This window comes from Georgenia sp., from assembly GCF_054605595.1.
In genome coordinates, this window is sequence record NZ_JBTSDU010000037.1 from 1 (window position 1) to 24136 (window position 24136).

General features: G+C 73.8%; 20 protein-coding genes and 1 pseudogene. 12 read left to right on the forward strand and 9 right to left on the reverse strand.

What is annotated here, in order from left to right; all coding sequences use genetic code 11:
* On the forward strand, positions 1-825 hold an 825-nt coding region (locus ACYC1Z_RS06485), incomplete at its 5' end, for a DUF3152 domain-containing protein (protein ID WP_461408713.1).
* 45 nt (positions 826-870) lie between these two features.
* Here ACYC1Z_RS06485 and ACYC1Z_RS06490 read toward each other — a convergent pair.
* The 3 genes from ACYC1Z_RS06490 to gabT all read right to left on the reverse strand — a co-directional run bounded on the left by ACYC1Z_RS06490 (position 871) and on the right by gabT (position 5056).
* Positions 871-2358, reverse strand: coding sequence for an NAD-dependent succinate-semialdehyde dehydrogenase (locus ACYC1Z_RS06490; protein WP_461408714.1), 1488 nt, complete (start codon positions 2356-2358; stop codon positions 871-873).
* 77 nt (positions 2359-2435) lie between these two features.
* Complete coding sequence (locus ACYC1Z_RS06495; RefSeq protein ID WP_461408715.1) at positions 2436-3710, reverse strand: Glu/Leu/Phe/Val family dehydrogenase; 1275 nt, start codon at positions 3708-3710, stop codon at positions 2436-2438.
* Positions 3707-5056, reverse strand: coding sequence for a 4-aminobutyrate--2-oxoglutarate transaminase (gabT, locus tag ACYC1Z_RS06500; protein WP_461408716.1), 1350 nt, complete (start codon positions 5054-5056; stop codon positions 3707-3709). The genes ACYC1Z_RS06495 and gabT overlap by 4 nt, the downstream gene beginning before the upstream one ends.
* Before the next feature lie 136 nt (positions 5057-5192).
* Between gabT and ACYC1Z_RS06505 the strand changes: the two genes are divergently transcribed.
* Positions 5193-6692: a helix-turn-helix domain-containing protein gene (locus ACYC1Z_RS06505; RefSeq protein WP_461408717.1), complete on the forward strand. Its 1500-nt coding sequence runs from the start codon at positions 5193-5195 to the stop codon at positions 6690-6692.
* 81 nt (positions 6693-6773) lie between these two features.
* Here ACYC1Z_RS06505 and ACYC1Z_RS06510 read toward each other — a convergent pair whose 3' ends face one another.
* The 4 genes from ACYC1Z_RS06510 to ACYC1Z_RS06525 form a co-directional block, all read right to left on the reverse strand.
* On the reverse strand, positions 6774-8174 hold the full coding sequence (locus tag ACYC1Z_RS06510; RefSeq protein WP_461408718.1) for an aspartate aminotransferase family protein: 1401 nt from the start codon (positions 8172-8174) through the stop codon (positions 6774-6776).
* Between the two features lie 87 nt (positions 8175-8261).
* Positions 8262-9818, reverse strand: coding sequence for an APC family permease (locus ACYC1Z_RS06515; RefSeq protein WP_461408719.1), 1557 nt, complete (start codon positions 9816-9818; stop codon positions 8262-8264).
* Complete coding sequence (locus ACYC1Z_RS06520) at positions 9815-10669, reverse strand: universal stress protein (protein WP_461408720.1); 855 nt, start codon at positions 10667-10669, stop codon at positions 9815-9817. Before ACYC1Z_RS06520 ends, ACYC1Z_RS06515 begins: the two co-directional genes overlap by 4 nt.
* Complete coding sequence (locus tag ACYC1Z_RS06525; RefSeq protein WP_461408721.1) at positions 10666-12066, reverse strand: flavin monoamine oxidase family protein; 1401 nt, start codon at positions 12064-12066, stop codon at positions 10666-10668. The genes ACYC1Z_RS06520 and ACYC1Z_RS06525 overlap by 4 nt, the downstream gene beginning before the upstream one ends.
* 180 nt (positions 12067-12246) lie before the next feature.
* Here ACYC1Z_RS06525 and ACYC1Z_RS06530 point away from each other — a divergent pair, with 180 nt between their 5' ends.
* Positions 12247-12918: a TetR/AcrR family transcriptional regulator gene (locus ACYC1Z_RS06530; protein WP_461408722.1), complete on the forward strand. Its 672-nt coding sequence runs from the start codon at positions 12247-12249 to the stop codon at positions 12916-12918.
* A gap of 12 nt (positions 12919-12930) precedes the next feature.
* Here ACYC1Z_RS06530 and ACYC1Z_RS06535 read toward each other — a convergent pair whose 3' ends face one another.
* Positions 12931-14373, reverse strand: a complete 1443-nt coding sequence (locus tag ACYC1Z_RS06535) for an aminobutyraldehyde dehydrogenase (RefSeq protein ID WP_461408723.1) — start codon at positions 14371-14373, stop codon at positions 12931-12933.
* 194 nt (positions 14374-14567) lie between these two features.
* Here ACYC1Z_RS06535 and ACYC1Z_RS06540 point away from each other — a divergent pair.
* The 6 genes and pseudogenes from ACYC1Z_RS06540 to rimI form a co-directional block, all read left to right on the forward strand.
* A pseudogene (locus ACYC1Z_RS06540) lies at positions 14568-15911 on the forward strand (NAD(P)H-hydrate epimerase); the annotation flags it as partial.
* Between the two features lie 205 nt (positions 15912-16116).
* Positions 16117-17289, forward strand: a complete 1173-nt coding sequence (gene alr, locus ACYC1Z_RS06545) for an alanine racemase (protein WP_461408724.1) — start codon at positions 16117-16119, stop codon at positions 17287-17289.
* The gene (tsaE, locus tag ACYC1Z_RS06550; protein ID WP_461408725.1) at positions 17286-17816 is read left to right on the forward strand and encodes a tRNA (adenosine(37)-N6)-threonylcarbamoyltransferase complex ATPase subunit type 1 TsaE; all 531 of its coding nucleotides are present in this window, start codon (positions 17286-17288) and stop codon (positions 17814-17816) included. Before alr ends, tsaE begins: the two co-directional genes overlap by 4 nt.
* Positions 17816-18640, forward strand: a complete 825-nt coding sequence (locus ACYC1Z_RS06555) for a hypothetical protein (RefSeq protein WP_461408726.1) — start codon at positions 17816-17818, stop codon at positions 18638-18640. Before tsaE ends, ACYC1Z_RS06555 begins: the two co-directional genes overlap by 1 nt.
* A 24-nt stretch (positions 18641-18664) precedes the next feature.
* Entirely contained in the window at positions 18665-19360 is a 696-nt protein-coding gene (gene tsaB, locus ACYC1Z_RS06560) for a tRNA (adenosine(37)-N6)-threonylcarbamoyltransferase complex dimerization subunit type 1 TsaB (protein WP_461408727.1), read from the forward strand.
* Positions 19357-19842: a ribosomal protein S18-alanine N-acetyltransferase gene (gene rimI / locus ACYC1Z_RS06565; protein ID WP_461408728.1), complete on the forward strand. Its 486-nt coding sequence runs from the start codon at positions 19357-19359 to the stop codon at positions 19840-19842. Before tsaB ends, rimI begins: the two co-directional genes overlap by 4 nt.
* Before the next feature lie 25 nt (positions 19843-19867).
* Here the strand turns inward: rimI and ACYC1Z_RS06570 are convergent, their stop codons facing one another.
* Positions 19868-20500 carry a malonic semialdehyde reductase gene (locus ACYC1Z_RS06570; RefSeq protein ID WP_461408729.1) on the reverse strand — a complete coding sequence of 211 codons (633 nt, stop codon included), beginning with the start codon at positions 20498-20500 and terminating at the stop codon, positions 19868-19870.
* A gap of 145 nt (positions 20501-20645) precedes the next feature.
* Here ACYC1Z_RS06570 and ACYC1Z_RS06575 point away from each other — a divergent pair, with 145 nt between their 5' ends.
* From ACYC1Z_RS06575 to ACYC1Z_RS06585, 3 genes are read left to right on the forward strand one after another with little or no spacing between them, the layout of a single operon-like run.
* Complete coding sequence (locus tag ACYC1Z_RS06575) at positions 20646-21344, forward strand: succinate dehydrogenase cytochrome b subunit (RefSeq protein WP_461408730.1); 699 nt, start codon at positions 20646-20648, stop codon at positions 21342-21344.
* A 10-nt stretch (positions 21345-21354) separates the two neighbouring features.
* The gene (locus ACYC1Z_RS06580; RefSeq protein WP_461408731.1) at positions 21355-23346 is read left to right on the forward strand and encodes a fumarate reductase/succinate dehydrogenase flavoprotein subunit; all 1992 of its coding nucleotides are present in this window, start codon (positions 21355-21357) and stop codon (positions 23344-23346) included.
* Positions 23343-24086, forward strand: coding sequence for a succinate dehydrogenase/fumarate reductase iron-sulfur subunit (locus ACYC1Z_RS06585; protein ID WP_461408732.1), 744 nt, complete (start codon positions 23343-23345; stop codon positions 24084-24086). The genes ACYC1Z_RS06580 and ACYC1Z_RS06585 overlap by 4 nt, the downstream gene beginning before the upstream one ends.
* Positions 24087-24136: the final 50 nt, after the last annotated feature.

Here is a 24136-nt window from a genome sequence, read left to right on the forward strand (position 1 = left end):
GGTGGCACGGCCCAGCGGACCGTGACCTTCGGCAGACCCGGCGACGCCGTCCTGGTGGGGGACTGGGACGGCGACCGCACCGACACCCTGGCCGTGCGCCGGGGGGCCACGGTGCACCTGACCGACGACCCCCGCGGTGGCACGGCCCAGCGGACCGTGACCTTCGGCCGTCCGGGCGACACCGCCCTCGCCGGCGACTGGGACGGCGACCGCACCGACACCCTGGCCGTGCGCCGCGCCACCACCCCGGCCGGGGACCTCCTCCGCGCCGACGGCGGCCTCACCGGCGGCCCGGTCCCGCGCGTCGCCTCCGGCATCCTCGACGTCGTCGCGGCGCCGGGCGTGCGCACGGACGCCGCCGCCACCGGCAGCGCCCGCACCGTCCGGGTGGAGGTCGAGCGCGGCCTGCCCGTGGACGCCGCCCGCTTCGCCGCCACCGTCATGGCCACCCTCGACGACCCGCGCGGGTGGGCGGTGGACGGCGTCACGTTCGCCCGCACCGACGGCCCCGCGGACACCCGGGTCATCCTGGCCTCGCCGGGCACGGTCGACCGGCTCTGCGCACCCCTGCCGACGAAGGGGTACACCTCCTGCCGGGTGGGCGACCGCGTGGTCCTCAACGCCGCCCGCTGGGCCGAGGGTGCCGCGCCCTTCACCGCTGCCGGCGGCTCCCTCGCGGACTACCGCGCGTACGTGGTCAACCACGAGGTGGGCCACACCCTCGGGCACGGGCACCGCTCGTGCACCACCCCGGGCCCCGCGCACGTCATGCAGCAGCAGACGCTGTCCATGGGTGCGTGCACCCCCCACGCCTGGCCGCGCTAGGGCGAGCGGCCGGGCGCAGGGGGTGCGCCTCCAGGAGCGTCGGGCTCAGCTCCAGTCGACGGAGAAGTACTGCGTCTCCTGGAACTCGCGGAGGCCCTCACGGGCGCCCTCGCGGCCCAGCCCGGACTGCTTGACGCCGCCGAACGGGGCGGCGGGGTCCGAGACCAGCCCCCGGTTGATGCCGACCATGCCGGCCTCGATCGCCTCGCTGGTCTTCAGGGCCCACTTCAGGTCCCGGGAGAAGACGTACGCGGACAGCCCGAACTCGGTGCCGTTGACCAGCCCGAGCAGCTCGGCGTCGTCCGTCCAGGTGACGATCGGGGCGACCGGGCCGAAGATCTCCGTCGCCAGGATCTCGGCGTCGGCCCGCACGCCGGTGAGCACGGTGGGCGGGAAGAAGAAGCCCGGGCCCTCCGGCATGTCGGCCTGGTGGCTGATCGTCGCGCCGGCGGCCACGGCCGCCTCGACGAGGCGGGTGATGCCGGCGAGAGCCCTGGCGCTGACGACCGGCCCGATCTCGGTGCCCTCGGCGAACGCCGGCCCCACCTTCAGGGCGGCGACCGCGGAGCCGAACGTGGCCGTGAACTCCTCGGCGACGTCGGCGTGCACGTAGAACCGGTTGGCGGCAGTGCAGGCCTGGCCGCCGTTGCGGAGCTTGGCGAGCATGGCGCCGGAGACCGCGGCGTCGACGTCGGCGTCCGCGGCCACCACGAACGGGGCGTTGCCGCCGAGCTCCATCGAGGAGTTGACCACGCGGTCGGCGGCCTGGCGCAGCAGCGCCTGCCCGACCGGGGTCGAACCGGTGAAGGACACCTTACGGACCCGGGGGTCCTCGAGCCACGCCGTCACGACGGCGCGCGCGTCGGTGCTGGGCACGACGGACACCACACCGGCGGGCACCCCGGCGCGGGCCAGGATGCGGGCGATGGCGAGCGCCGTCAGCGGCGTCTCCGAGGCCGGCTTGAGCACGACCGTGCAGCCCGCCGCGAGCGCCGGGGCGATCTTGCGGGTGGCCATGGCGGCGGGGAAGTTCCACGGCGTCACCAGGGCAGCCACGCCGACCGGCTTGTGCGTGACGATGGTGCGGGTGCCGCCGGCGGGAGACTCGCCGTAGCCGCCCTCGGTGCGGACCGCCTCCTCGGCGAACCAGCGGAAGAACTCCGCGGCGTAGACGACCTCGCCGCGGGCGTCCGCCAGGGACTTCCCGTTCTCCCAGGCCATCAGCCCGGCGAGCTCCTCGGTCTCGGCGATCATCAGGTCGAACGCCGTGCGGAGGATCTCCGAGCGCCGGCGCGGGGCGGTGGCCGCCCACGCGGGGAGGGCGCGGGCGGCGGAGTCGACGGCGGCCGTGGCGTCGGCCGGGGTGCCGTCCGCGATGTCCGCGATGGGTGCCGTGGTGGCCGGGTCGAGCACGGTGAAGGTCGCGCCTGAGCTCGAGGCCCGACCGTCGCCGTCGATCCAGAGGCCCGCGGCGGCGTCGAGCCCGTCGACGTACTCGCGCAGGCCCGTGGGGAGGGTGGTGGTGATGGTCATGTCACTCCTTGATGTTGGGACGGCCCGCCGGCCCGTGCGGCTGGGGGCGGCGGGCCGGGTGCGGGGGAGAGCGCCGATCAGGGGTAGAGGCCACGCAGAAGGTGGGCCTGGGCGACGCGCTCGACGGCCATCACGGTCGCCGCGGTGCGCAGGGTGAGGCCACGCTCGGCGGCGTAGCCGCTGACCTGCTGCCACGCGCCGAGCATGCGCTCGCGGAGCCGCTCCTCGACCTGGTCCTCGCTCCACCAGTACGCCTGGTTGGCCTGGACCCACTCGAAGTAGCTGACGATGACGCCGCCGGCGTTGGCCAGGATGTCCGGCACGACGAGGACGTCGTTGTCGGTGAGGATGGCGTCGGCCTGCGGGGTCGTCGGGCCGTTGGCGCCCTCGACGACGACGCGGGCCCGCACGCGGCCGGCGTTGGCGGCCGTGAGGACGCCCTCGACCGCGGCCGGGACGAGCAGGTCCACCTCGAGCTCGAGGAGACGCTCGGAGGCCAGCTCGTCCGCGCCCGCGAAGCCGACGACGGAGCCGGTCGCGTCCACGTGCTTCTCGAGGGCCGGGATGTCGAGGCCGGCCTCGTTGATCACCGCGCCGTACTGGTCGGAGACGGCGACCACCGTGAGCTCGCTCTCGGCGAGGATCCGGGCGGCGCCGCGCCCCACCTTGCCGAAGCCCTGCACGGCAGCCGTCGAGGTCTCGGGGCGCATGCCCCGCGAGGCGAGGGCCGCCAGGGCGATGTGCACGACGCCGCGCGAGGTGGAGCTGGCCCGGCCCAGCGAGCCGCCGAGGGCGACGGGCTTGCCGGTGGTGACCCCGAGCACGGTGTGGCCGCGGGTGACGGAGTAGGTGTCCATCATCCAGGCCATCGTGCGCTCGTCGGTGCCGATGTCGGGGGCCGGGATGTCGCGCTCCGGGCCGATGATCGGGAGGATCTCGGAGGTGTAGCGGCGGGTGACGCGCTCGAGCTCGGCCAGGGAGTAGTGCCGCGGGTCGATGCGCACGCCGCCCTTGGCGCCGCCGTAGGGGACGTCGAGCAGGGCGCACTTCCAGGTCATCCACATGGCCAGGGCGCGCACCTCGTCGAGGTCGACCTCCGGGGAGAACCGGACGCCGCCCTTGGCCGGGCCGCGGGAGAAGTTGTGCTGGACGCGGTGACCGATGAACAGGTCCTGGCTGCCGTCGTCGCGACGCAGCGGGATGCTTACGGTCACCTCACGGCGCGGGGTGGCCAGCATCTTGTGCAGGCCCTCCCCGTAGCCGAGGAGGCCGATGGCCTCCGCCAGCTGCGTCCGCGCGTCGACGAGCGGGGTCGCGGCGGGCGCGACGGACGGGGTCAGGTCGATGGTCATCTCGTCTCCTCAAGAGCGGCCTCGAGGACGTCGAGGCCTTCGTTCAGCAGGTCGTCGTTGATCGTGAGCGGGGGAAGGAGTCGCAGGACGTTTCCGTACGTCCCGCAGGTCAGGACGATGACGCCCTGAGTGTGGGCGGCGGCCGCGACCGCCTTGGCGAGCGCGGCGTCGGGCTCGTCGGTGCCGGCCTTGACGAGCTCGACGGCGATCATGGCGCCGCGGCCGCGGACGTCGCCGATGCGGTCGTCGCGGCTCTGCGCGGCGCGGAGCCGACCGGTGAGGACGCCCTCGATCTCGCGGGCACGGCCGATGAGGTCCTCCGACTCCATCGTCTCGATGACGGCGAGCGCGGCGGCGGTGGCCAGCGGGTTGCCGCCGTAGGTGCCGCCGAGGCCGCCGGGGCCGGCAGCGTCCATGATCTCCGCGCGGCCGGTCACCGCGGACAGCGGCAGACCACCGGCGATGCCCTTGGCCGAGACGACGAGGTCGGGGACGATCCCCTCGTGCTCGGAGGCGAACCAGGCGCCGGTGCGCCCGAAGCCCGCCTGGACCTCGTCGGCGACGAAGACGACGCCGTTGGCCCGGCACCAGTCGACGAGCGCGGGGAGGAAGCCCTCGGCCGGGACGAGGAAGCCGCCCTCGCCCTGGATGGGCTCGATGACGAGCGCCGCGAGGTTCTCGGCGCCGACCTGCTTCTCGATGGCGGCGATGGCGCGGGCGGCGGCCTCGGGGCCGGTCAGGCCGTCGCGGTAGGGGTAGGACACCGGCGCGCGGTAGACCTCGGGGGCGAACGGACCGAAGCCGGACTTGTACGGCTGGTTCTTCGCGGTCAGGGCCATCGTGAGGTTGGTGCGGCCGTGGTACGCGTGGTCGAAAGCGACGACCGCGTTCTTCTTCGTGTACGCGCGGGCGATCTTCACGGCGTTCTCGACGGCCTCGGCGCCGGAGTTGAACAGGGCCGTGCGCTTCTCGTGGTCACCCGGGGTGAGCCGGTTGAGCTCCTCGGCGACCCGGACGTAGCCCTCGTACGGGGTGATCATGAAGCAGGTGTGCGTGAACTCGGCGACCTGGGCCTGCACGGCCTCCACGACGCGCGGGGCGGAGTTGCCGACCGAGGTCACCGCGATGCCGGAGCCCAGGTCGATGAAGGAGTTGCCGTCGACGTCGACGACGACGCCGCCGCCCGCCGCAGCGGCGAACACCGGCATGGTGGTGCTCACGCCGCGAGCGACGGCGCCGTGCTGGCGGGCGGCCAGCTCGACCGAACGGGGGCCTGGGACGGCGGTGACGAGACGGCGCTCCTGGGTGAGCGACGGTCCGCCGGCGAGGCGTGTGGTGACTGCCATGGAGGTCTGCTTCCTTCTCGGGTGGCCGGCGCGGGCGGCCCGGTCGTGGAGGTGAACGTATGCCCGGTAGGTACCCGGCCACGATGGCGCACATGCACAAGATGGCTTGTGGTGGTGTGCAAGACTGGCACCCGTGGTGAGCGTGCGCGACGTCGTCGGCCGGCCGGAGCTCCGGCTGGGCCTGGTGCATGAGGGCGACCTCGACGCGGCCGTGCGCTGGGTGGCGACGAGCGAGCTCGCCGAGCCCGGCCCGTTCCTCGAGGGCGGGGAGGTGCTCCTGACCACCGGTCTGAACACCCGGGGGTGGACGTGGCGCTGGGACGGCTACGTCGAGCACCTGCTGGCGGCGGGCGCCGTCGCGCTCGGGCTGGCGCTCGGGCTCACCCACGACCGGGTCCCCGAGGCCCTGCGCGCCGCATGCCGGCGCCGCGGCCTCACCCTCTTCGAGGTGCCGCGCGAGACGGCGTTCGTCTCCGTCAGCCGGGCGGCCGCGGACCTCCTCGAGAGCGAGCGCGGCGAGGCGGACCGTGAGGCGTGGGCCATGCAGCGCGAGCTGACCCGCGCGGCGCAGCGCGGGGAGCCGGAGCCGATCCTCGCGGGGCTCGCCACGATCCTGGACGGCGCCGCGGTGCTGCTGCGGGCCGATGGCGAGGTGGAGGTCCCGCCCGCGGGCGAGCTCGCGACGGAGGACCTGCTCGCGCTCGGCCGGGAGGTCCGGCGGCTGCGCCCGCGCGGGCTGCGGGCGTCGTCGTCGGCGTCGAGCCAGGAGGGCACCACCCTGGTGCAGCCGCTCGGCGTGCGCGGGTCGCCGGAGACCTATCTGGCGGTGCGCACGCCCGGGCGGCTGGAGGAGGGGCCGCGCAGCGCGGTGACGGCCGCGGTGGCGCTGCTCAGCCTGCTCGGCGAGCGCCGCACCGAGCAGCGGGCCCAGTCCCGCCGCCTTCGGGGGCGCGCAGCCGACGTGCTGCTCGAGGGTGACGTGCGCAGCGCCGCCGTCCTGCTCTCGGTCGAGGGCGGCGTGCCGCCGGACCGGGTCGAGCTGCCGTCGTGGGTGCGCCTGGTCGCCGCCGTGGGGGAGGACCTCGACGGGGCGCGCACGGTCCTGGAGGACCGGCTGGCATCGCCGGGCCGGCCCGCGCTGGTGACCCGGCGGGGTGAGGAGCTGTGGGTGGTGGCCCGGCCCCGGGAGGTCCCCACGGTCACCGGGGTCCTGACCGGGGAGGGGCTTCGTGCCGGCGTGGGCCCGCGCGTGCCGCTGGGGGAGGCGACCGGCAGCCGCGAGGCGACGTCGCGGGCGCTCGTGGTCACCTCGGAGGCCCAGCCGGTCGTCGTGTGGGACGACCTGGCCGGCCGCGGGGTGCAGCACCTGCTCGACGAGCGCGCCGTCGCCAGCTTCGCCCGCTCGGTGCTGGGGTCGGTGGTCGAGGACCCGGTCGCCGTCGAGACGCTGCGCTCGTTCCTGCGCCACCACGGCTCCCGGGCCGAGGTCGCGTCCGAGCTCGGCATCCACCGCAACACGGTGCGCAACCGCCTCGGTCAGATCGAGGCCACCACGGGCCGCTCGCTGGACGACCCGCAGGTGCGCGTGGACGCCTGGGTGGCCCTCTCGGCGGTGCCGGCGACGCCTGAGGGGTGATGGGGGGGACCGACCGTGGGGAACGGGCGAGGCCGGGTCCTCGCGCCGTCGGCGCAAGGACCCGGCCTCGGCCGGTTGCTGCTAGGCGCGCAGCTCGCGGGCGAACTCCTCGAACACGGCGATGTAGGCGTCGATCGCCTCGTCGGTGTGGGTGACCGAGAGGGTCCACTCCTCCTCACGGCCCGGCGTCATGAAGATGCCGCGGTTCATGTTGAAGAGCCAGGCGAGCGTGGAGAGCTCGGCGTCCTGGTTGGCCTTGAAGGTCTCGTAGTCGACGACCTTCGACGGGGAGAACGTCACGCAGCCCTTGGAACCGATGCCGACGACGTAGCCGGGGAGGCCGTAGCGGGCCACCACGTCCTCGCAGCCGGCGACGATGCGCTCGTTGAGGTGGTCGAGGTGCGCGTACGCCTCGGGCGTGAGGACCTCGAGGAGGCTCGCCCGGGTCGCCGCCATGGTCAGCGGGTTCCCGTTGTACGTGCCGACCTGGTAGACGGTCCCGTCCTCGACGGCGGACATGACCTCCGCGCTGCCGCCGATGGCGCCGGTCGGCAGACCGCCGCCGAGGGCCTTGGCCAGGGTCACGAGGTCTGGCAGGACCCCGAACTTCTCGCTGGCGCCGCCGGCCGCGATGCACAGGCCGGTCTTGACCTCGTCGAAGATCAGGACGATGCCGTGGCGCTTGGTGATCTCGCGGACCTGCTGCAGGTAGCCGGGCTCGGGCAGCACCACGCCGAGGTTCATCATGGCGGCTTCCATGATGACGCAGGCGGGCAGGCGGCCCTCGGCCGCGAGCCGCTCGATCCGCCGCTCCATGGCGCCGGCGTCGTTGAACGGCACGGCGACCGTCATGTCCACCGTGGACTGCGGGATGCCGCCGCCGTAGGGCAGCGACTCCAGGTTCTCCCGGTCGCCGATCTTGTCGTACTCGACGCCGATGGAGACCATGACCGTGTCGTGGTGGCCGTGGTAGGAACCGAAGATCTTCATGACGGTGTCGCGGCCGGTGTAGGCGCGGGCGATGCGGATGGCGTCCATCGTCGCCTCCGACCCCGAGTTGGTGTACCGCCACTTGGGCAGGCCCCAGCGGCGGGCCAGCTCGTTGCCGACGACGATCGCGTCCTCGGTCGGGGCGGCGAAGTGCGTCCCGAGCGGGTACCGCTCGGCCACGGCGCGACCGATCGCGGGGTGGGCGTGGCCCTGGACCATCGAGCCGAACCCGTTGTGGAAGTCCCACATCTCGTTGCCGTCGACGTCCCAGACCTTGGGGCCGTCGCCGCGCTCGAGGTAGATGGGCCACGGGTCGCGCAGCTGGTAGGACGACGCCACGCCGCCGGCGAGGTGCTCGTTGGCGCGCGCGTACGTCTCCTTGGACTTCTGCGTCCGGGCGTTGAGCCGCTCCGACTCGCGCTCGATGAGCTCGGCGATGCGCGCGCGATCGATGGGGGTGGTGGTGACGGGGGTCTGCTCTGTGGTGCTCATGGAGCTTCCTTCTGCCCGGGCCGGCCTGGCGCTCGGGCGCGTTGTTGGATGAGCTGGCCCGGCCGACCTGGCGCCGGGCCGACGGCCTCAGACCGTCTCGATCGCGCCTGTGGTGGAGTCACCGCGCGGGAGGGACTCCCCACGGAAGAACGCCGGGCGGCGCAAGTACTGGACGAACATGACGACCACGCCGAGGGCGAGGACGCCGACGCCGAGGATGAAGACCAGCCCGATGCCCCCGATGCTGGAGCCCGAGCCGTAGTCCGGGTCCATGGAGTCCACCGTCGTCTGGACGAAGAAGATCAGCAGCAGCAGGCCGCCGATCCCCGGGGCGAGGATCTTGCCCAGGAAGTCCTTCGTGCTGGAGAACGCCTCCTTGCGGAAGTACCAGACGCTGGCCAGGGCGGTGACGCCGTAGTAGAAGCAGACCATGATGCCGAGGGTGGTGATCGTGTCCCACAGCACGTCCTCGGAGAGGACGCGCATGACCGCGTAGAACGTGGACGCGATGACCGCGGCGGCCACGGTGGCGTAGCCCGGCGACTGGAAGCGGGGGTTGATCCGGGCGAACTTCGGCGACAGCGCCCCGTAGTGCCCCATCGCGAGCATGGTGCGCGCCGGCGAGACGAACGTCGACTGCAGCGAGGCGGCAGAGGAGGAGAGGACGGCGAGCGACATGATCATCGCCGCCGGGCCCATGACCGGGCCGGCGAGCGCGGCGAACACGTTCTCGTTGATGTCCTCGTTGCCCAGCCCCAGCGCGCCCGTCCCGACGCCGGAGAAGCTGAGCACGGCCAGGGCGATGGCCAGGTACAGGGCGACGATGACGAAGATCGTCGTCGTCGCGGCCTTGCCGGGCGTGGTGGCCGCGCCCTTGGTCTCCTCGTTGATCGTCAGGACGACGTCCCAGCCCCAGTAGATGAACACGGACAGCGAGATGCCCGCGGCGAAGGCGGAGAAGGAGTCGACGGCCAGCGGGTTGAACCACGCGGCCTGGATCTGCAGGCCCTCGAACGCCGTGCCGTTGCTCACGTGGGTGAAGGCGGCGATCGTGAACCAGACGAGGACGGCGAGCTGGAAGGCGACGAGCACGTACTGGACGATCTTGGTGGCCTCGATGCTCCGGTAGGAGATCCAGCACGCCGCCACCATGAACACCAGGCAGGTGGCCACGTTGATCGGGACGTTCCTGGTGAGCTCGGCCAGCTCGGGGTTGCCGAAGATCTGGGCGAGCAGCAGGTAGAAGAAGTCGACGGCGATGCCGGCGAGGTTGGACAGCACGAGGATCGTGGCCGCGAGCAGGCCCCAGCCGCCCATCCACCCGATCCACGGGCCGAAGGCGCGGGAGGACCAGGTGAAGGTGGTGCCGGAGTCGGGCATCGCCCGGTTGAGGTGCCGGTAGCCGAGGGCGACCAGGAGCATCGGGATGAACCCGACGATGAAGATGGCGGGCAGCTGCTCGCCCACGGCGGCAGCGGTGGGGCCGAGCGCACCGGAGAGGGTGTAGGCGGGCGCGATGCACGAGACGCCGATGACGACCGAGCCCAGCAGGCCGATGCGGCCGCGGCTCAGACCCTTGTCGCTGACTCCCTCGTCGGCGGGGTCGGCGGGTGGCTTCGTTGCCACCCGTCCGGGGGCGCTCATCCGGCCTGCCCCGACCTGGGGACGACGATGGCGGGGACCGGGAGCTCACGGAGCATCCGGGCGGCCGTGGTGCCGAGGAACGTCTGGCGGTGCTGCGCGAGCCGGGACGACCCGACCAGCACGATGCTGCGGGGGTGCCAGCCGATGGCACTGATGGCTTGTCTCATGTTCTTGCCCTGCCCAATCTCGATGGTGACGTCGTTGTCAGTGCGGCCGGCGACAGCCTCTCTGATGAGGTCCGTCGCCTGACGCCGTATCTCGTCCTCCACGCCGTGATGCGTGTCCAGCTCGACGAGCGATACGAGGTGGAGGTCCATACCGGTGCGGCCCGCGGCCTCGAGCGCCTCGTCGAGGACGAGCTCCGCCCCCGGGCGGGTGCCGACGGCGCAGTAGATGCGCTCGATCGTCCCGGCCGGGCGGTACTTCCGCGGCGTCAGGGCCACGGGTACCGGGGAGGCGTGCAGGAGGTGGGTGGCCACCGGTCCGACCGTGAAGGGCGAGCCGTGGCCGCCGGAGGCCGTGCCGACGACGATCATCGCGGCGCCGAGGTCGCGGGCCGCGTCGAGCACGCCCTGGGGCACCGAGGGGTTGCGCCGCACGTGCATGCGCACCGGCACGTCGTCGGGCACGAGGGCCCGTGCCTCCTCGAGCCACGTGTCGACCTGGTCCTGCACCAGCGGGGCGATGTCGCCCGACTGGGGGTAGCTGGCGCCGAACGGGTCGTCGCTGCGCAGCACGAGCACGACGTCGAGCTCGGCGCCGAGCGACTGCGCCAGCACGACGCCGAAGCGCAGCGCGTCCTTGCTGCGCTTGTCGCCGCCGTAGGCGACCAGGTAGCGGGGTGCGTTCATGCCAGGACCGCCTTGCTCGAGAGGTGGGTATGGATCTCGTCGGCGACGGTGCGGCCCATCCGCAGGGCGCCGTCGACGTGCTGGTAGCCCGCGGCGGCGAGGTCGGAGCTCGCCCAGCGGATGGGCCCGACCGGCTGGCGCTGGTCGGCGCCGTAGCGCGACAGGCCGCCGAGGTCGAAGCTGGCGGCGTAGGCGCCGCGGGTCCACTCCTCCGAGCCCCAGTCGGACTCGTAGTACACGGCCGGGGAGAGGGCCTGCTCGCCGAGGTACCCGGCGATGCCCTCGAGGATGCGGCGGCGACGCTCCGCGGCGGTGAGCGTGAACAGCTCGTCCGCCTTCTCGTCGGAGACGAAGCCGACGAGCGTGCCGCGGGTGTCGCCGTCGTTGGTGTTGTCGTAGACCTCCTGGACGAGCGCGTCGGCGCCGAAGCAGGTGCCGCAGAGCCCGTCCTCGCGCCAGAAGGGGCGGTCGTAGACGGCGTGGACCTTGATGACCAGGCCGAGCGAGAGGTGCTGGTGGAGCTGGTGCTGGCGCCGGGGCAGCGGCGGCTCGAACGAGACGCGCGAGTACAGGTTCGGCGGGACGGCCATCACGACCTGCTGGGCACGGACCGTGACGCGGTCGGACACGACCGTCGCGCCGTCGTCGTCCCACCGGACGGTGCGGACGGGGGTCCCGAGACGGACGACGTCGTCGCCGAGCTCCTCGGCCATCGCGACGGAGACCGACTGCATGCCGCCGACGATCCGCCGGTCCAGGACGAAGTTCTCGTCGACGAGATGGGTGAAGGAGCCGGCCGAGGCGGCCATGAGGACGGCCTGCAGGGCGGAGAACGCGTGCGCCGGCTTGGTGAGCATGCCGCCGGCGATGAAGAGGCCGATGTTCTGGCACGCCTCGGCGTCGTCGGACTGCTCGGCCAGCCAGTGCGCGAACGAGACGGTGTCGAGGGCGCGGGCCTGGGGGTGTGCCCAGGGCTCGTCGGCCCCGACCTGGGCGGCGAGGCGGTCCAGGAGGTCGATGAGGCGCTCCATCTCGGCAGCCGTCCGCTCGGACACGGGGAACCGGTCCCCGGTGTAGCGGGTGCGCACGCCCGCCGGGGAGACGTAGACCGAGTCCCCCTCGCGGTAGCGCTGGTAGGTGCTCTTGCCGAGCTCCTTCACGAGGTCGAGCAGCTCGGTCTGGTCCGGCGACACCCACTGGCCACCGATCTCCAGCCAGGCGCCGTCGACGGTGTCGCTCCAGGTGCGCCCGCCCACACGGGTGCGGGCCTCGAGGACGACCACGGAGTAGCCCGCTCGCGTGAGGCGGCGTGCCGCCATGAGGCCGGCGGGGCCGGCGCCGACGATGGCGACGTCTCGCTCGAGGGCGACCTCGTCGTTGTCCTCCGTTGGACTCACCTTCTTCGGTCATGTTCCCGGCCCGGGACTGAAGTCCCACCGATATGAATGGGGATCATTAAGCCCGCTGCGGGCCGCCACGTCAAGCCCCGGCGTGGGGGACTTCTCGCTGCGTCGCCGAGCGGCCCGGCCGGGGTGGTCCCGGCAACGCCCGCCGCCGGTGCGGCAAGATGGGCTCCCATGAGCAGCGAGCCCGACGTCGCCCCGTCGCGCCGGCGGGGCCGCCCCTCCGCGCCGGTCCTCTCGCGCACCAAGATCACCGGCGCCGCGATGGCGCTCGTCCACGCGCGGGGCTACCGGGCGTTGACGATGGCCGGGCTGGCCCGCCAGCTCAAGGTGGCCCCGTCAGCGTTGTACAACCACGTCGCCTCCAAGGACGACGTGCTGCGCTGGGTGCAGGACCGGGTCAACAGCGCCATCGACGCCGACGGTTTCCGCACGCTCGCGTGGGACGAGGCGCTGGTGCGGTGGGCGCGCTCGTATCGCGCCGCGTACGCGCGCCACGCCCCGCTCGTGGCCCTCATGGCGGTGACCCCGATCACCGGGGCGCCGCACACCGTGGCGATGTACGAGCGCGTGGCGAGCGGGCTGTGCGCCGCGGGCTGGCCCGAGGACGAGGTGATCGCCGTCATCACCGCGGTCGAGTCGTTCGTGCTCGGCTCGGCGCTGGACACGACGGCGCCGGAGGACATCTTCGACGTCGGAGACCTCGCCCTCGAGGCACCCGTCCTCGCCGCGGTGAACCGCGCGCGCCCGACCGGCGACGTCGCCCGGCAGGCCTTCGACCTCGGCCTCGCCGCGCTGGTCGAGGGCCTGCGTGCGCGCCTGACGGCGGTGGGCACCACGGGGTGACGGGACCGTCGGCTACTCGTCGCCGAGCGCGTGCATGACGTGCTTGACGCGGCTGTACTCCTCCACGGAGTACAGCGAGAGGTCCTTGCCGTAGCCGGAGTACTTGAACCCGCCGTGGGGCATCTCCGAGGTGAGGAGCACGTGGGTGTTGACCCACACGCAGCCGAAGTCGAGGTCCCGGGACACGCGCATCGCGGTGCCGTGGTCGCTCGTCCACACGCTGGAGGCCAGCGCGTAGTCGACGTCGTTGGCCAGCTCGACGGCCTCCTCCTCCGTCGTGAAGGACTGGACCGTCAGGACCGGGCCGAAGGTCTCCTCCTGGACGATCGGGTCGTCCTGACGCACGCCCGTGACGACGGTCGGGGCGATGAAGTACCCGGTCTCGCCCACACGCTCGCCGCCGGTGACGATCGTCGCGTGCGCCGGCAGGTTCGCGACCTTGGCCATGACCGACTCGAAGTGGCGGACGTTGTTGAGCGGCCCGTAGAAGTTCTTGGAGTCGTCCGGGTCGCCGGTGGTGATCTCCCGGGCGGCGGCGGCGAGCAGCTCGACGAGCTCGTCGTGCGCCGACTCCTGCACCAGCACGCGGGTGACGGCGGTGCAGTCCTGGCCGGCGTTGAAGTAGCCGAACTCGGTCAGCGCCTTGGCGGTGGCGGCCAGGTCGGCGTCGGCGAAGACCACGGCGGGCGCCTTGCCGCCGAGCTCGAGGTGGGTGCGCCGCACGCTCTTCGCGGCGCTGGTGGCCACAGCCTGGCCGGCCCGGACGGAGCCGGTGATGGCCACCATCGCGGGCGTGCGGTGCTCGGTCATGAGCGCACCGGTCGACCCGTCGCCGAGGACGACGTTGAGGACGCCCGCGGGCAGGATCTCCCCCGCGATCCGGGCCAGCTCGAGCGTGGACTCCGGGGTGGTGTCCGAGGGCTTGAGCACGATGGTGTTGCCGGCCGCGAGGGCGGGTCCGATCTTCCAGATCGCCATCATCAGCGGGTAGTTCCACGGCGTCACCTGGGCGATGACGCCCAGCGGCTCGCGGCGCACGTACGAGGTGTGCCCGGCCAGGTACTCACCGGCGGCCTTGCCCTCCAGGATGCGGGCGGCGCCGGCGAAGAACCGGAGGTTGTCGGCCCCGGCCCCGACCTCCTCCTGGGCGATCATCGCTCGGGGCTGCCCGGTGTTGCGGTGCTGGGCCTCGACCAGCCCCGCCTCGCCGGCCTCCAGCGCGTCGGCGAGGCGCAGCAGCAGGCGCTGGCGCTCGGCCGGCGTCGTGCGGCGCCAGGTGCGGAAGGCCGTGGCCGCCGCTGCCATGGCGGCGTCGACGTCGGTCGCGTCCGAGACGGGGGAGACGGCGACGCGCGCGCCGGTGCTGGGTTGGACGAGGTCGATGCGTCCGGACCCGTGGGCATCGACGAACGCGCCGCCGATGAAGTTCTGCAGGACCTCGGTGTCGTGCGTCATGTGTCTGACTCGCTTTCGCCACGAGCGTCATCGCTCGGCCTATAAATGAACGTCAGCCACTTTCGCACACCCCCGGGGCGGATGAAAGGGCCACGGGGCGATCGGCGCGGCAGGATGGGCCCATGCTCTCCGCGCACGCCGCCGCCGTCGTCACCGAGGCCGAGGCCCCGCTGCTCGCGGCCGGGGTGCCGCTCATGGAGCGGGCCGCGTTCGCGCTCGCGACGCACGTCTGCCGTGCGCTGCACGGGCGCGGGCACCGCGTGTCCGGCTCCGTGGTGCTCCTCCTCGTCGGCGGCGGCAACAACGGCGGGGACGCCCTGTACGCCGGCACGCACCTCGCCCGCCGCGGCTGCCAGGTGCATGCCGCCCTCCTCACCGACCGCGCCCACCCGGCCGCGCTCGCCGCGGCCCGCGCCGCCGGGGTGCGCACCCACGCCCCGGCCGACGCCGCCGCCCTCGTGGCCCTGGCGCGCCGCGCCGGGGTGTGGGTCGACGGTCTGACGGGCATCGGCGCCCGGGACGGACTGCGCGAGCCGTTCGCCGCCCTGGTGGCCGCCCTCGCGGACGAGCGTGCCGCCTCGCCCGACGAGCCCCTCGTGGTCGCCGTGGACGTCCCCAGCGGCATCGGCGTCGATGACGGCACGCTGCCCGGCCCCGTGCTCCCCGCCGACCTCACCGTCACGATGGGCAGCGCCAAGCCCGGCCTGCTCCTGCCCCCCGCCGCCGACCTGGTGGGTCGCGTGGAGGTCGTCGACCTCGGGCTCGAGCAGCATCTCGCCGGGCACGGCCCCGCCGTGTGCCGCCTGGGCGGCGCGGACGTCGCCGACCTCTGGCCGGTGCCCGGACCCACCGACCACAAGTACAGCCGGGGCGTGCTCGGCGTCGTCGCCGGCTCCTCCACGTACCCCGGGGCCGCCGCCCTCACCACGGCCGGCGCGCTGCGCACCGGCGTCGGCATGATCCGGCTGCTCGGCCCCGACGCCATGACCGCCCAGGTGCGGGTGCACCACCCGGAGGTCGTGGCCGTGCCGGGACGGGTCCAGGCGTGGGTGGTGGGCCCCGGCGTCGCCGCCCACGACGTGGCCCGCCTCGAGGAGGCCGCCATGCACCTGCGCGCCGGCCTGGCCGCCGGCGCGCCGGTGGTCCTCGACGCCGGCGGCCTCACCCTCCTGCACGACGACGACGCGCACCTGGACCTGCCCGCCACGGTCGTCCTCACGCCCCACGCGGGGGAGCTCGCCGAGCTGCTCGCCGCCCGCGGCGAGGTCGTGACGCGCGACGAGGTCGTGGCCGCCCCCGCGCGTCACGCCCGCCTGGCGGCCGAGATCACCGGCGCGACCGTCCTGCTCAAGGGTGCCGGCACGGTCGTCGCCGCCCCCGACGGCCCGCTGTACGCCCAGCGCGACGCCACCGCCTGGCTCGCCACCGCCGGCGCGGGCGACGTGCTCGCCGGTGTCCTCGGTGCCCTCCTCGCCGCGTACGGCGACGTCCTGGCCGTCGACACGCGCGCCGGCGAGTCCCTCGTGCCCCGCCTCGCCGCCGCGGCGGCGCTCGTGCACGGCCGCGCGGCCCGCCTCGCGGCCGGGCAGCACGTCCCCGACGAGACGGACCGGCGCCGCACCCCGGCCCGGGACGTCGGCGGCCCGATCACCGCCGGCGACGTCGCCGCCGCGGTGCCGCTCGCCGTCCGCGCGCTGCTGCGGGGAGCACCCGACCCGCGCCGCGGGTTAAAGACTGACCCACGTGAGCTCCGCCGTCTGCCAGGCCGTCGACGCCTCCCCGGCGCGCGCCGTCGTCGACCTCGACGCGATCGTGCACAACGTCGGGGTGCTGCGCGCCGCGGCCCCCACCGCCCAGGCGATGGCCGTGGTCAAGGCGGACGCCTACGGGCACGGGCTGCTGCCTGTGGCCCGCGCAGCGCTCGCCGGCGGCGCCACCTGGCTGGGCGTGGCCCAGCTCGCCGAGGCACTGACGCTGCGCGCGGGGATCGGCCCCGGCCCGCGGATCCTCAGCTGGATCTTCGCGCCCGGCGCCCCGCTCGACGACGCCCTGCGCGCCGACCTCGACCTCTCGGTGTCCGCGCCCTGGGCGGTCGAGGAGATCCGCGCCGCCGCCGCCGCCACCGGCCGCACCGCCCGCGTGCACCTCAAGGTCGACACCGGCATGGGACGCGGCGGCGCCCGCCCCGAGGCCTTCGCGGACCTGCTCGGCGCCGCAGCCCGCGCCGTCGCGGAGGGCGCGGTGACCGTGGCAGGCATCTGGTCCCACCTGGCCTGCGCGGACGACCCCGCCAGCCCCGTCACCGCCACCCAGACCGAGGTCTTCACCGCCGCGCTCGCCCAGGCCGAGCGGGCCGGGGTCCGGCCGGAGGTCCGGCACCTCGCCGCCTCCGCCGGCGTGCTGCTCCACCCGGGCACCCACTTCGACCTGGTCCGCCCCGGCATCGCGGTGTACGGGCTGACCCCCGCCCCGGCGGTCGTCGACGTGGCCGAGCTGGGGCTGCGGCCCGCGATGCGGCTCGAGGCTCGGCTCACGGTGGTCAAGCCAGCCCCGGCCGGAACGCCACTCTCCTACGGGCACACCGCGGTGACGACGTCGGACACCTACCTGGGCGTGGTGCCCCTCGGCTACGGCGACGGCATCCACCGCAGCGCCTCCGACGCCGGTCCCGTCCAGGTGGGCGACCGGCGCCTGCACGTGGCCGGGCGCGTGTGCATGGACCAGATCGTCGTGGACCTCGGCCCGCAGGGGTCCGGCGTCCGTGAGGGCGACGTCGCCGTCCTCTTCGGGGACGGCCGCGCCGGCCTGCCGACCGCGGACGACTGGGCGGTGGCGGCGGGCACCATCAACTACGAGATCGTCACCGGGGTCGGGGCGCGGGTGCCGCGCACCTACACCGGCGGGGAGGACGCATGAGCGAGTCCATGGTCACCGTCACCGTCACCGTCACCGGCCCGGAGGACACCCGGGCCCTCGGCCGCCGCCTCGCCGCCGTGCTGCACGCCGGCGACCTCGTGCTCCTCAGCGGCGCCCTCGGCGCCGGGAAGACCACGCTCACCCAGGGCATCGGCGCGGGCCTCGGCGTGCGCGGGCAGGTCGCGTCGCCCACGTTCATCATCGCGCGCGTGCACCCGGCGCTCACCGACGGGCCCGACCTCGTGCACGTGGACGCCTACCGGCTCGGCTCGCTCGACGAGGTCGACGCGCTCGACCTCGACACCTCCCTCGAGGAGTCCGTCACGGTGGTGGAGTGGGGCGAGGACAAGGTGGAGGCCCTTGCCGAGGACCGGCTCGAGGTGGAGATCCGACGCCCCCGCGGTGCCGCCGCCGGCACCCCGCACGACGTCGAGGACCTCGCCGACCACGCACCGCGCGAGATCCACCTGCGCGGGGTCGGGCCGCGCTGGGCCACGGTCGACCTCACCGCCGTCGGCGCGGGCTGATGCGCACCGCGGCCCGGTGGCCCGGCCGCGCCGCGGCCGTCCTCCTGGGGCTGTGCCTCCTGGGGCTGTGCCTCGTCGGTGCCGGGCCGGCGCTCGCGGCGGCGCCGGCCCTCGCGGCCGGCGCCACCGACGCCCCGGTCGCGCCGGCGCCGGTCCAGACCGCTCCCGGCGTCCCGGCGGAGGTGGGCGAGCTCCTCACGCGGGACGGCGCGGCGCTCGTCGTCGGCCTGGGGGCCGGCGAGCTGGACCTCGACCCCGAGGAGCGCGCCCAGGTGCGTGCGGGCCTCGTGCGCACCGTGCGCACGTGGTCACCGACCCTCGTGGCGGGCGCCGAGGTCAACCCCGTCACGGTCCGGCTCGAGCGCTGGATCGTCCCGCTGCTGCTCCGGGGGGCCCCCGTCGGGGTGCTCACCACCGGCCTCGACCCGGAGGACGTGGACGCTCCGGCGCGGGTGCTGGCGGACCCGGAGTTCGCCGCCGCGCTGGAGGGCCTCGCACCGGGCGCCGCAGTCATCCACGACGAGCCGCTCGACGCCTGGTTCACCCTCGCCGACGGCGAGGTGGGCGCGCTCGACGCCGTCGCCCGGGAGAACCTCGCCGGCACCGTCCCGGTGAACCTCTACCAGCCGCTCGTCGCCGCCCGGTACGCCGTCGACAGACCCGCCGGCCCGCCGGTGGCGTCGGAGTCCACCGGCCCGCAACCGGTGGTGTGGGTGGCGCTCGCAGCGGTGGCGCTGCTCGTCTGGGCCGGGGTCGTGGTCTGGCTGCGCCGCCCCGACACCGGGTCCCACACCCCCTGGCGCCCGCCGCACCGCGAGGTCTGAACCGCACCCGACTACCCTGGCGGGGTGAAGATCCTGTGCCTCGACACCTCCGCCGGCAGCGCCGTCGCCCTCGTGGACGACGCCGGGGGCTCGCCCGAGGTGGTGGCCCGCGCCGTCGGTGAGGGCACGCGCCGGCACGCCGAGACGCTCAGCACGATGGTCCAGGAGGTCCTGGCCGCGGGCTCGCCCGCCGCCGTGGACCTCGTCGCCGTCGGCACCGGGCCGGCACCGTTCACGGGCCTACGGGTCGGGCTCGTGACCGCCGCCGCCCTCGGCCGGGGCTGGGGGGCCGACGTCGTCGGCATCTCCTCCCTCGACGTCCTCGCCCGGCAGGCGCTCGACCGGCTCGGGCCGGGGGAGGAGGTCCTCGTCGCCACCGACGCCCGCCGCAAGGAGGTCTACTGGGCCCGCTACCGCGCGGCCGGGCCCGACGACGTCGAGCGCCTCGCGGGGCCCGCCGTGGAGCCCGCGGCCGCGGTCGGTGCGGGGGGCGGGCTCGCCGGGGCGGCGGTGGCCGGTGCCGGCGCCCGCCTCTACCCGCAGGACCTGCCCGCCACGGACGGCCTGCCCGACCAGCTCGACGCCGCGGTCCTGGCCCGCCTGGCGCGCAGCCGGCTCGTGCGCCGCGCGGCGGGCGCGGACGTCGAGCTCGGCACCGACCCGCTCTACCTGCGCCGTCCCGACGTCCACGTCGCGGGTGCCCCCAAGCGGGTCTCGTGACCGTCCGGCTGCGGCCCCTGCTCGGCACCGACCTCGACCGGGTCATGGAGCTCGAGCCCCTGCTCTTCGGGGCGGGGGCGTGGTCGCTCGGCGCGTACCGCGAGGAGCTGGCCACCGAGGGCCGCACCTACGTGGCCGCCGTCGTGGCGGAGGCCGGCGGCGAGCTGCTCGTGGGGTACGCGGGCGTCGCGGCCGGCGAGGAGGCCCAGGTCATGACGGTCGGCGTGGACGCCGCGCACCGTCGCCGGGGGATCGGCACCCTCCTGCTCGAGGCGCTGCTGGAGGCTGCGCGCGCCGACGGCGCCCGCAGCGTGCTGCTCGAGGTGCGCGCGTCCGACGACGGCGCCCAGCGCCTCTACGCGCGCGCGGGCTTCGTCCCGATCGGGCGGCGCCGCCGCTACTACGTGATGGAGGGCGAGGACGCCGTCGTCATGCGCAAGGACCTGCGCCCGAGCGTCGGGCCGGTCGGCGCCGGGAGCTAGCCCCGACGCCGCCGGATCTGTCCGCTCAGCGCACCTGTGACGCCTGGTCGAACTCCAGACGACCCGCCCGCGGGTGCTGCGCCTGAGGGTCGCCGGGGTTCGGGGCGTGCCCCACGTTGACCACGAACAGGGTCTTCCAGCCGCTCTCCGCGTGGACCTCGGTGTCGACGCCGGCCGGGTCGAGCCCTCCCATCGGGCCCACCTGCAGGCCCATCGCCCGCAGAGCCAGGAGGAGGTAGCCGAACTGGATCAGGGCGTTCGTGCGCGCCATGGCCTCTCGCGCCTCGGCCCTCGGCTCGAGCTGCTCGCGGGCACCGGTGCGGAACGGGGCCAGCACCGGGAGGTGCTCGTGGAACCGGGGGTCGTAGGCCGCGACGATCGTCAGCGGAGCCGCCAAGGTCTTGGCCTGGTTCCCCTCGGCGAGGTGGGCGGCGACGCGGGCGCGGCCCTCGGCGGAGGCCAGCACGGTCAGGCGCAGGGGCTGGCCGTTCATCGCCGTCGGCGCCCACCGGAGGTGCTCGTACGCGGCCCGGACCAGCGCCAGGTCGACGGGCTCGCCCGTGAAGGTGTTGGTGGTGTGGGCGCGGTCGAAGAGCTGGTCGATCGCGGCGTCCTCGAGCGGGCGGGTGGTCACGGCGGGGGAGGTCGTCTCGGTCACAGCAGGTGAACCCCCGACCCAGCGGCCGATAGTTCCCGAACCACCATGGCGTTCGTCACACTCTGTCCGGCATCCGAACAAGGGGCTGAAAAGTGCCCGTGGGCGTGGCGGAAATGTGACCCGGGACTCGCTACTATGCAGGACTATGGTCACGACAGTGCCGACGAAGCCACGCCGAGCCCGGAACACGACCGTCGCCCTCAAGTCGGCGATGGCGGTCTCGGGCATCCTCTTTGTGCTCTTCGTCCTCCTCCACATGTACGGCAACCTCAAGGCCTTCTCGGGGCAGGAGGCGTTCGACGGGTACGCGCACGGCCTGCGGGACCTGCTCTACCCCTACCTCCCGCACGAGGGCTTCCTCTGGATCCAGCGCGTGGTCCTCACGCTCGCCGTCGTCGTCCACGTCGCGTCCGCGGCCGCGCTCTGGCGCCGTGCCCGCGAGGCGCGCGGCACCCGCTACCTCAAGCACAAGCGGCTCGTGCAGACCTACTCCGCGCGCACCATGCGCTGGGGCGGCGTGATCCTGCTGGCGTTCATCGTGTTCCACCTGCTGCAGTTCACGACCCTGACGATCAACGTCGGCGGCACGTTCGACAGCCCGTACGAGCGGCTCGTCACGGCCTTCCAGCCGGAGCACTGGTACGTCTACCTGGTCTACCTCGTGGCCATCCTCACGCTGACGATGCACGTGCGCCACGGCGTGTGGAGCTCGATGCAGACGCTGGGGGCGTCCAACCGCAAGCGCGAGCGCGCCATCAACCTGACCGCCTACCTCGTGGCCGCGGCGCTCCTGATCGGGTTCATGGCGCCGCCGACCGCGATCCTGCTGGGCTTCGTGAGCTGAGGAAGAAGAGATGACCACCACCGAGACCACCAGCACGGACACGCTCGTCGAAGGGCTCTACCGCGCGGGCGCGGACATCACCGACAGCAAGGCGCCCGCGGGGCCCCTCGCCGCGAAGTGGGAGAAGCGCAAGTTCTCCGCCCGCCTCGTCAACCCGGCCAACCGCCGCAAGATGCACGTCATCGTCGTCGGGACCGGGCTGGCGGGCTCCTCCGCGGCGGCCACGCTCGGCGAGGCCGGCTACCAGGTCAGCGCGTTCTTCTACCAGGACTCCCCGCGCCGGGCGCACTCCATCGCCGCCCAGGGCGGCATCAACGCCGCGAAGAACTACAAGAACGACGGCGACTCCGTCCACCGCCTGTTCTACGACACGGTCAAGGGCGGCGACTACCGCTCCCGCGAGACCAACGTCTACCGCCTCGCCGAGGTGAGCACGAGCATCATCGACCAGGCCGTGGCCCAGGGTGTGCCGTTCGCCCGCGAGTACGGCGGCCTGCTCGACAACCGCTCCTTCGGCGGCGTGCAGGTCTCCCGCACGTTCTACGCCCGCGGCCAGACGGGGCAGCAGCTCCTCATCGGCGCCTACCAGGCCCTCGAGCGGCAGGTGGCGGCCGGGACGGTCACCACCTTCTCCCGCCACGAGATGCTCGAGCTCGTCGTCGTGGACGGCAAGGCGCGCGGGATCATCGCCCGCGACATGGTCACCGGTGCGATCGAGACGCACCTGGCCGACGTCGTCGTCCTCGCCTCCGGCGGCTACGGCAACGTCTTCTACCTCTCGACCAACGCGATGGGCTGCAACGTCACGGCCACGTGGCGCGCACACCGCAAGGGCGCCTACTTCGGCAATCCCTGCTACACCCAGATCCACCCCACGTGCATCCCGCAGTCGGGCGACTACCAGTCCAAGCTCACGCTCATGAGCGAGTCGCTGCGCAACGACGGCCGCATCTGGGTGCCGAAGAACCCGGCCGACGCCACCAAGGACCCGCGGCAGATCCCCGAGGAGGACCGCGACTACTACCTCGAGCGCCGCTACCCGGCATTCGGCAACCTCGTCCCGCGCGACATCGCCTCCCGCGCGGCCAAGCAGGCGTGCGACGAGGGCATGGGCGTGGGCCCGGAGGTCGAGGGCGTGCGCCGCGGCGTCTACCTCGACTTCGCCGAGGCGATCAAGCGGCTGGGTCGCCCCGCCGTCGAGGCCAAGTACGGCAACCTCTTCGACATGTACGCGCGCATCACGGGGGAGAACCCCTACGAGGTGCCCATGCGCATCTACCCCGCCGTCCACTACACGATGGGTGGGCTGTGGGTGGACTACGACCTGCAGTCCTCCATCCCGGGGCTGTTCGTCGCGGGCGAGGCCAACTTCTCCGACCACGGCGCCAACCGGCTCGGTGCGTCCGCGCTGATGCAGGGCCTCTCGGACGGCTACTTCGTCCTGCCCAACACCATCAACGACTATCTCGCCGACGCGCCGTTCGAGAAGATCTCACAGGACCACCCGGCCGTCGTGGAGGCGGTGCGCTCCGTCCGGGAACGCATCGACCACTTCCTCGGCTCCAACGGCACCCGCACGGTCGACTCCTTCCACAAGGAGCTCGGATCGATCATGTGGGAGTACTGCGGCATGGAGCGCACCGAGGAGGGCCTGCGGACCGCGATCGACAAGATCCGGGACCTCAAGGCCGAGTTCTGGCGCGGGGTGAAGGTCCTCGGCACCAACGAGGAGCTCAACCAGGCGCTCGAGCGGGCCGGCCGCGTGGCCGACTTCTTCGAGCTCGCCGAGCTCATGTGCATCGACGCACTCCACCGCCGGGAGTCGTGCGGCGGCCACTTCCGCGCCGAGTCCCAGACCGAGGACGGCGAGGCCCTGCGGGACGACGACCAGTTCGCCTACGTGGCGGCGTGGGAGTTCGGCGGCGACAGCGGGGCGCCGGTCCTGCACAAGGAACAGCTCGTGTACGAGAACATCGAGATGAAGCAGCGGAGCTACAAGTGAACATCACTCTCAACGTCATGCGGCAGGCCGGCCCCGCCGGGGAGCCCCGCCTCGTCGCCTACGAGCTCCGCGGCCTCTCCGAGGAGATGTCCTTCCTCGAGATGCTCGACGTGCTCAACGAGGAGCTCACCGCCCGCGGCGAGGACCCGGTGGCGTTCGACTCCGACTGTCGTGAGGGCATCTGCGGCATGTGCGGCATCGTCATCGACGGCGTCGCGCACGGCCCGGAGCAGACCACCACCTGCCAGCTCCACATGCGCTCCTTCAAGGACGGCGACTCCATCACGCTCGAGCCGTGGCGCTCCAGCGCGTTCCCGGTCATCAAGGACCTCGTCGTGGACCGCGGCGCCTTCGACCGCATCATCCAGGCCGGCGGCTACATCTCGGTCAACACCGGCGCGGCGCCGGACGCCCACGCCACCCCGGTGCCGAAGGCCAACGCGGACCGTGCGTTCGAGTCCGCCGCCTGCATCGGCTGCGGTGCCTGCGTGGCCGCGTGCCCGAACGGCTCGGCGATGCTCTTCACCGCCGCCAAGGTGACGCACCTCGGCCTCCTGCCCCAGGGTGGCCCGGAGCGTGAGTCGCGCGTGGTCAACATGCTCGCCCAGCACGACGCCGAGGGCTTCGGCGGCTGCACGAACATCGGTGAGTGCGCGGCCGTGTGCCCCAAGGAGATCCCGCTCGACGTGATCGGCAACCTCAACGCCGAGCTCGGCCGGGCCCTCGGCCACGGCAGGTAGTCCGGCCTCCAGCCGAGGGGCGGGGCCCCGCGGGGGGGGGCGCGGGCGGG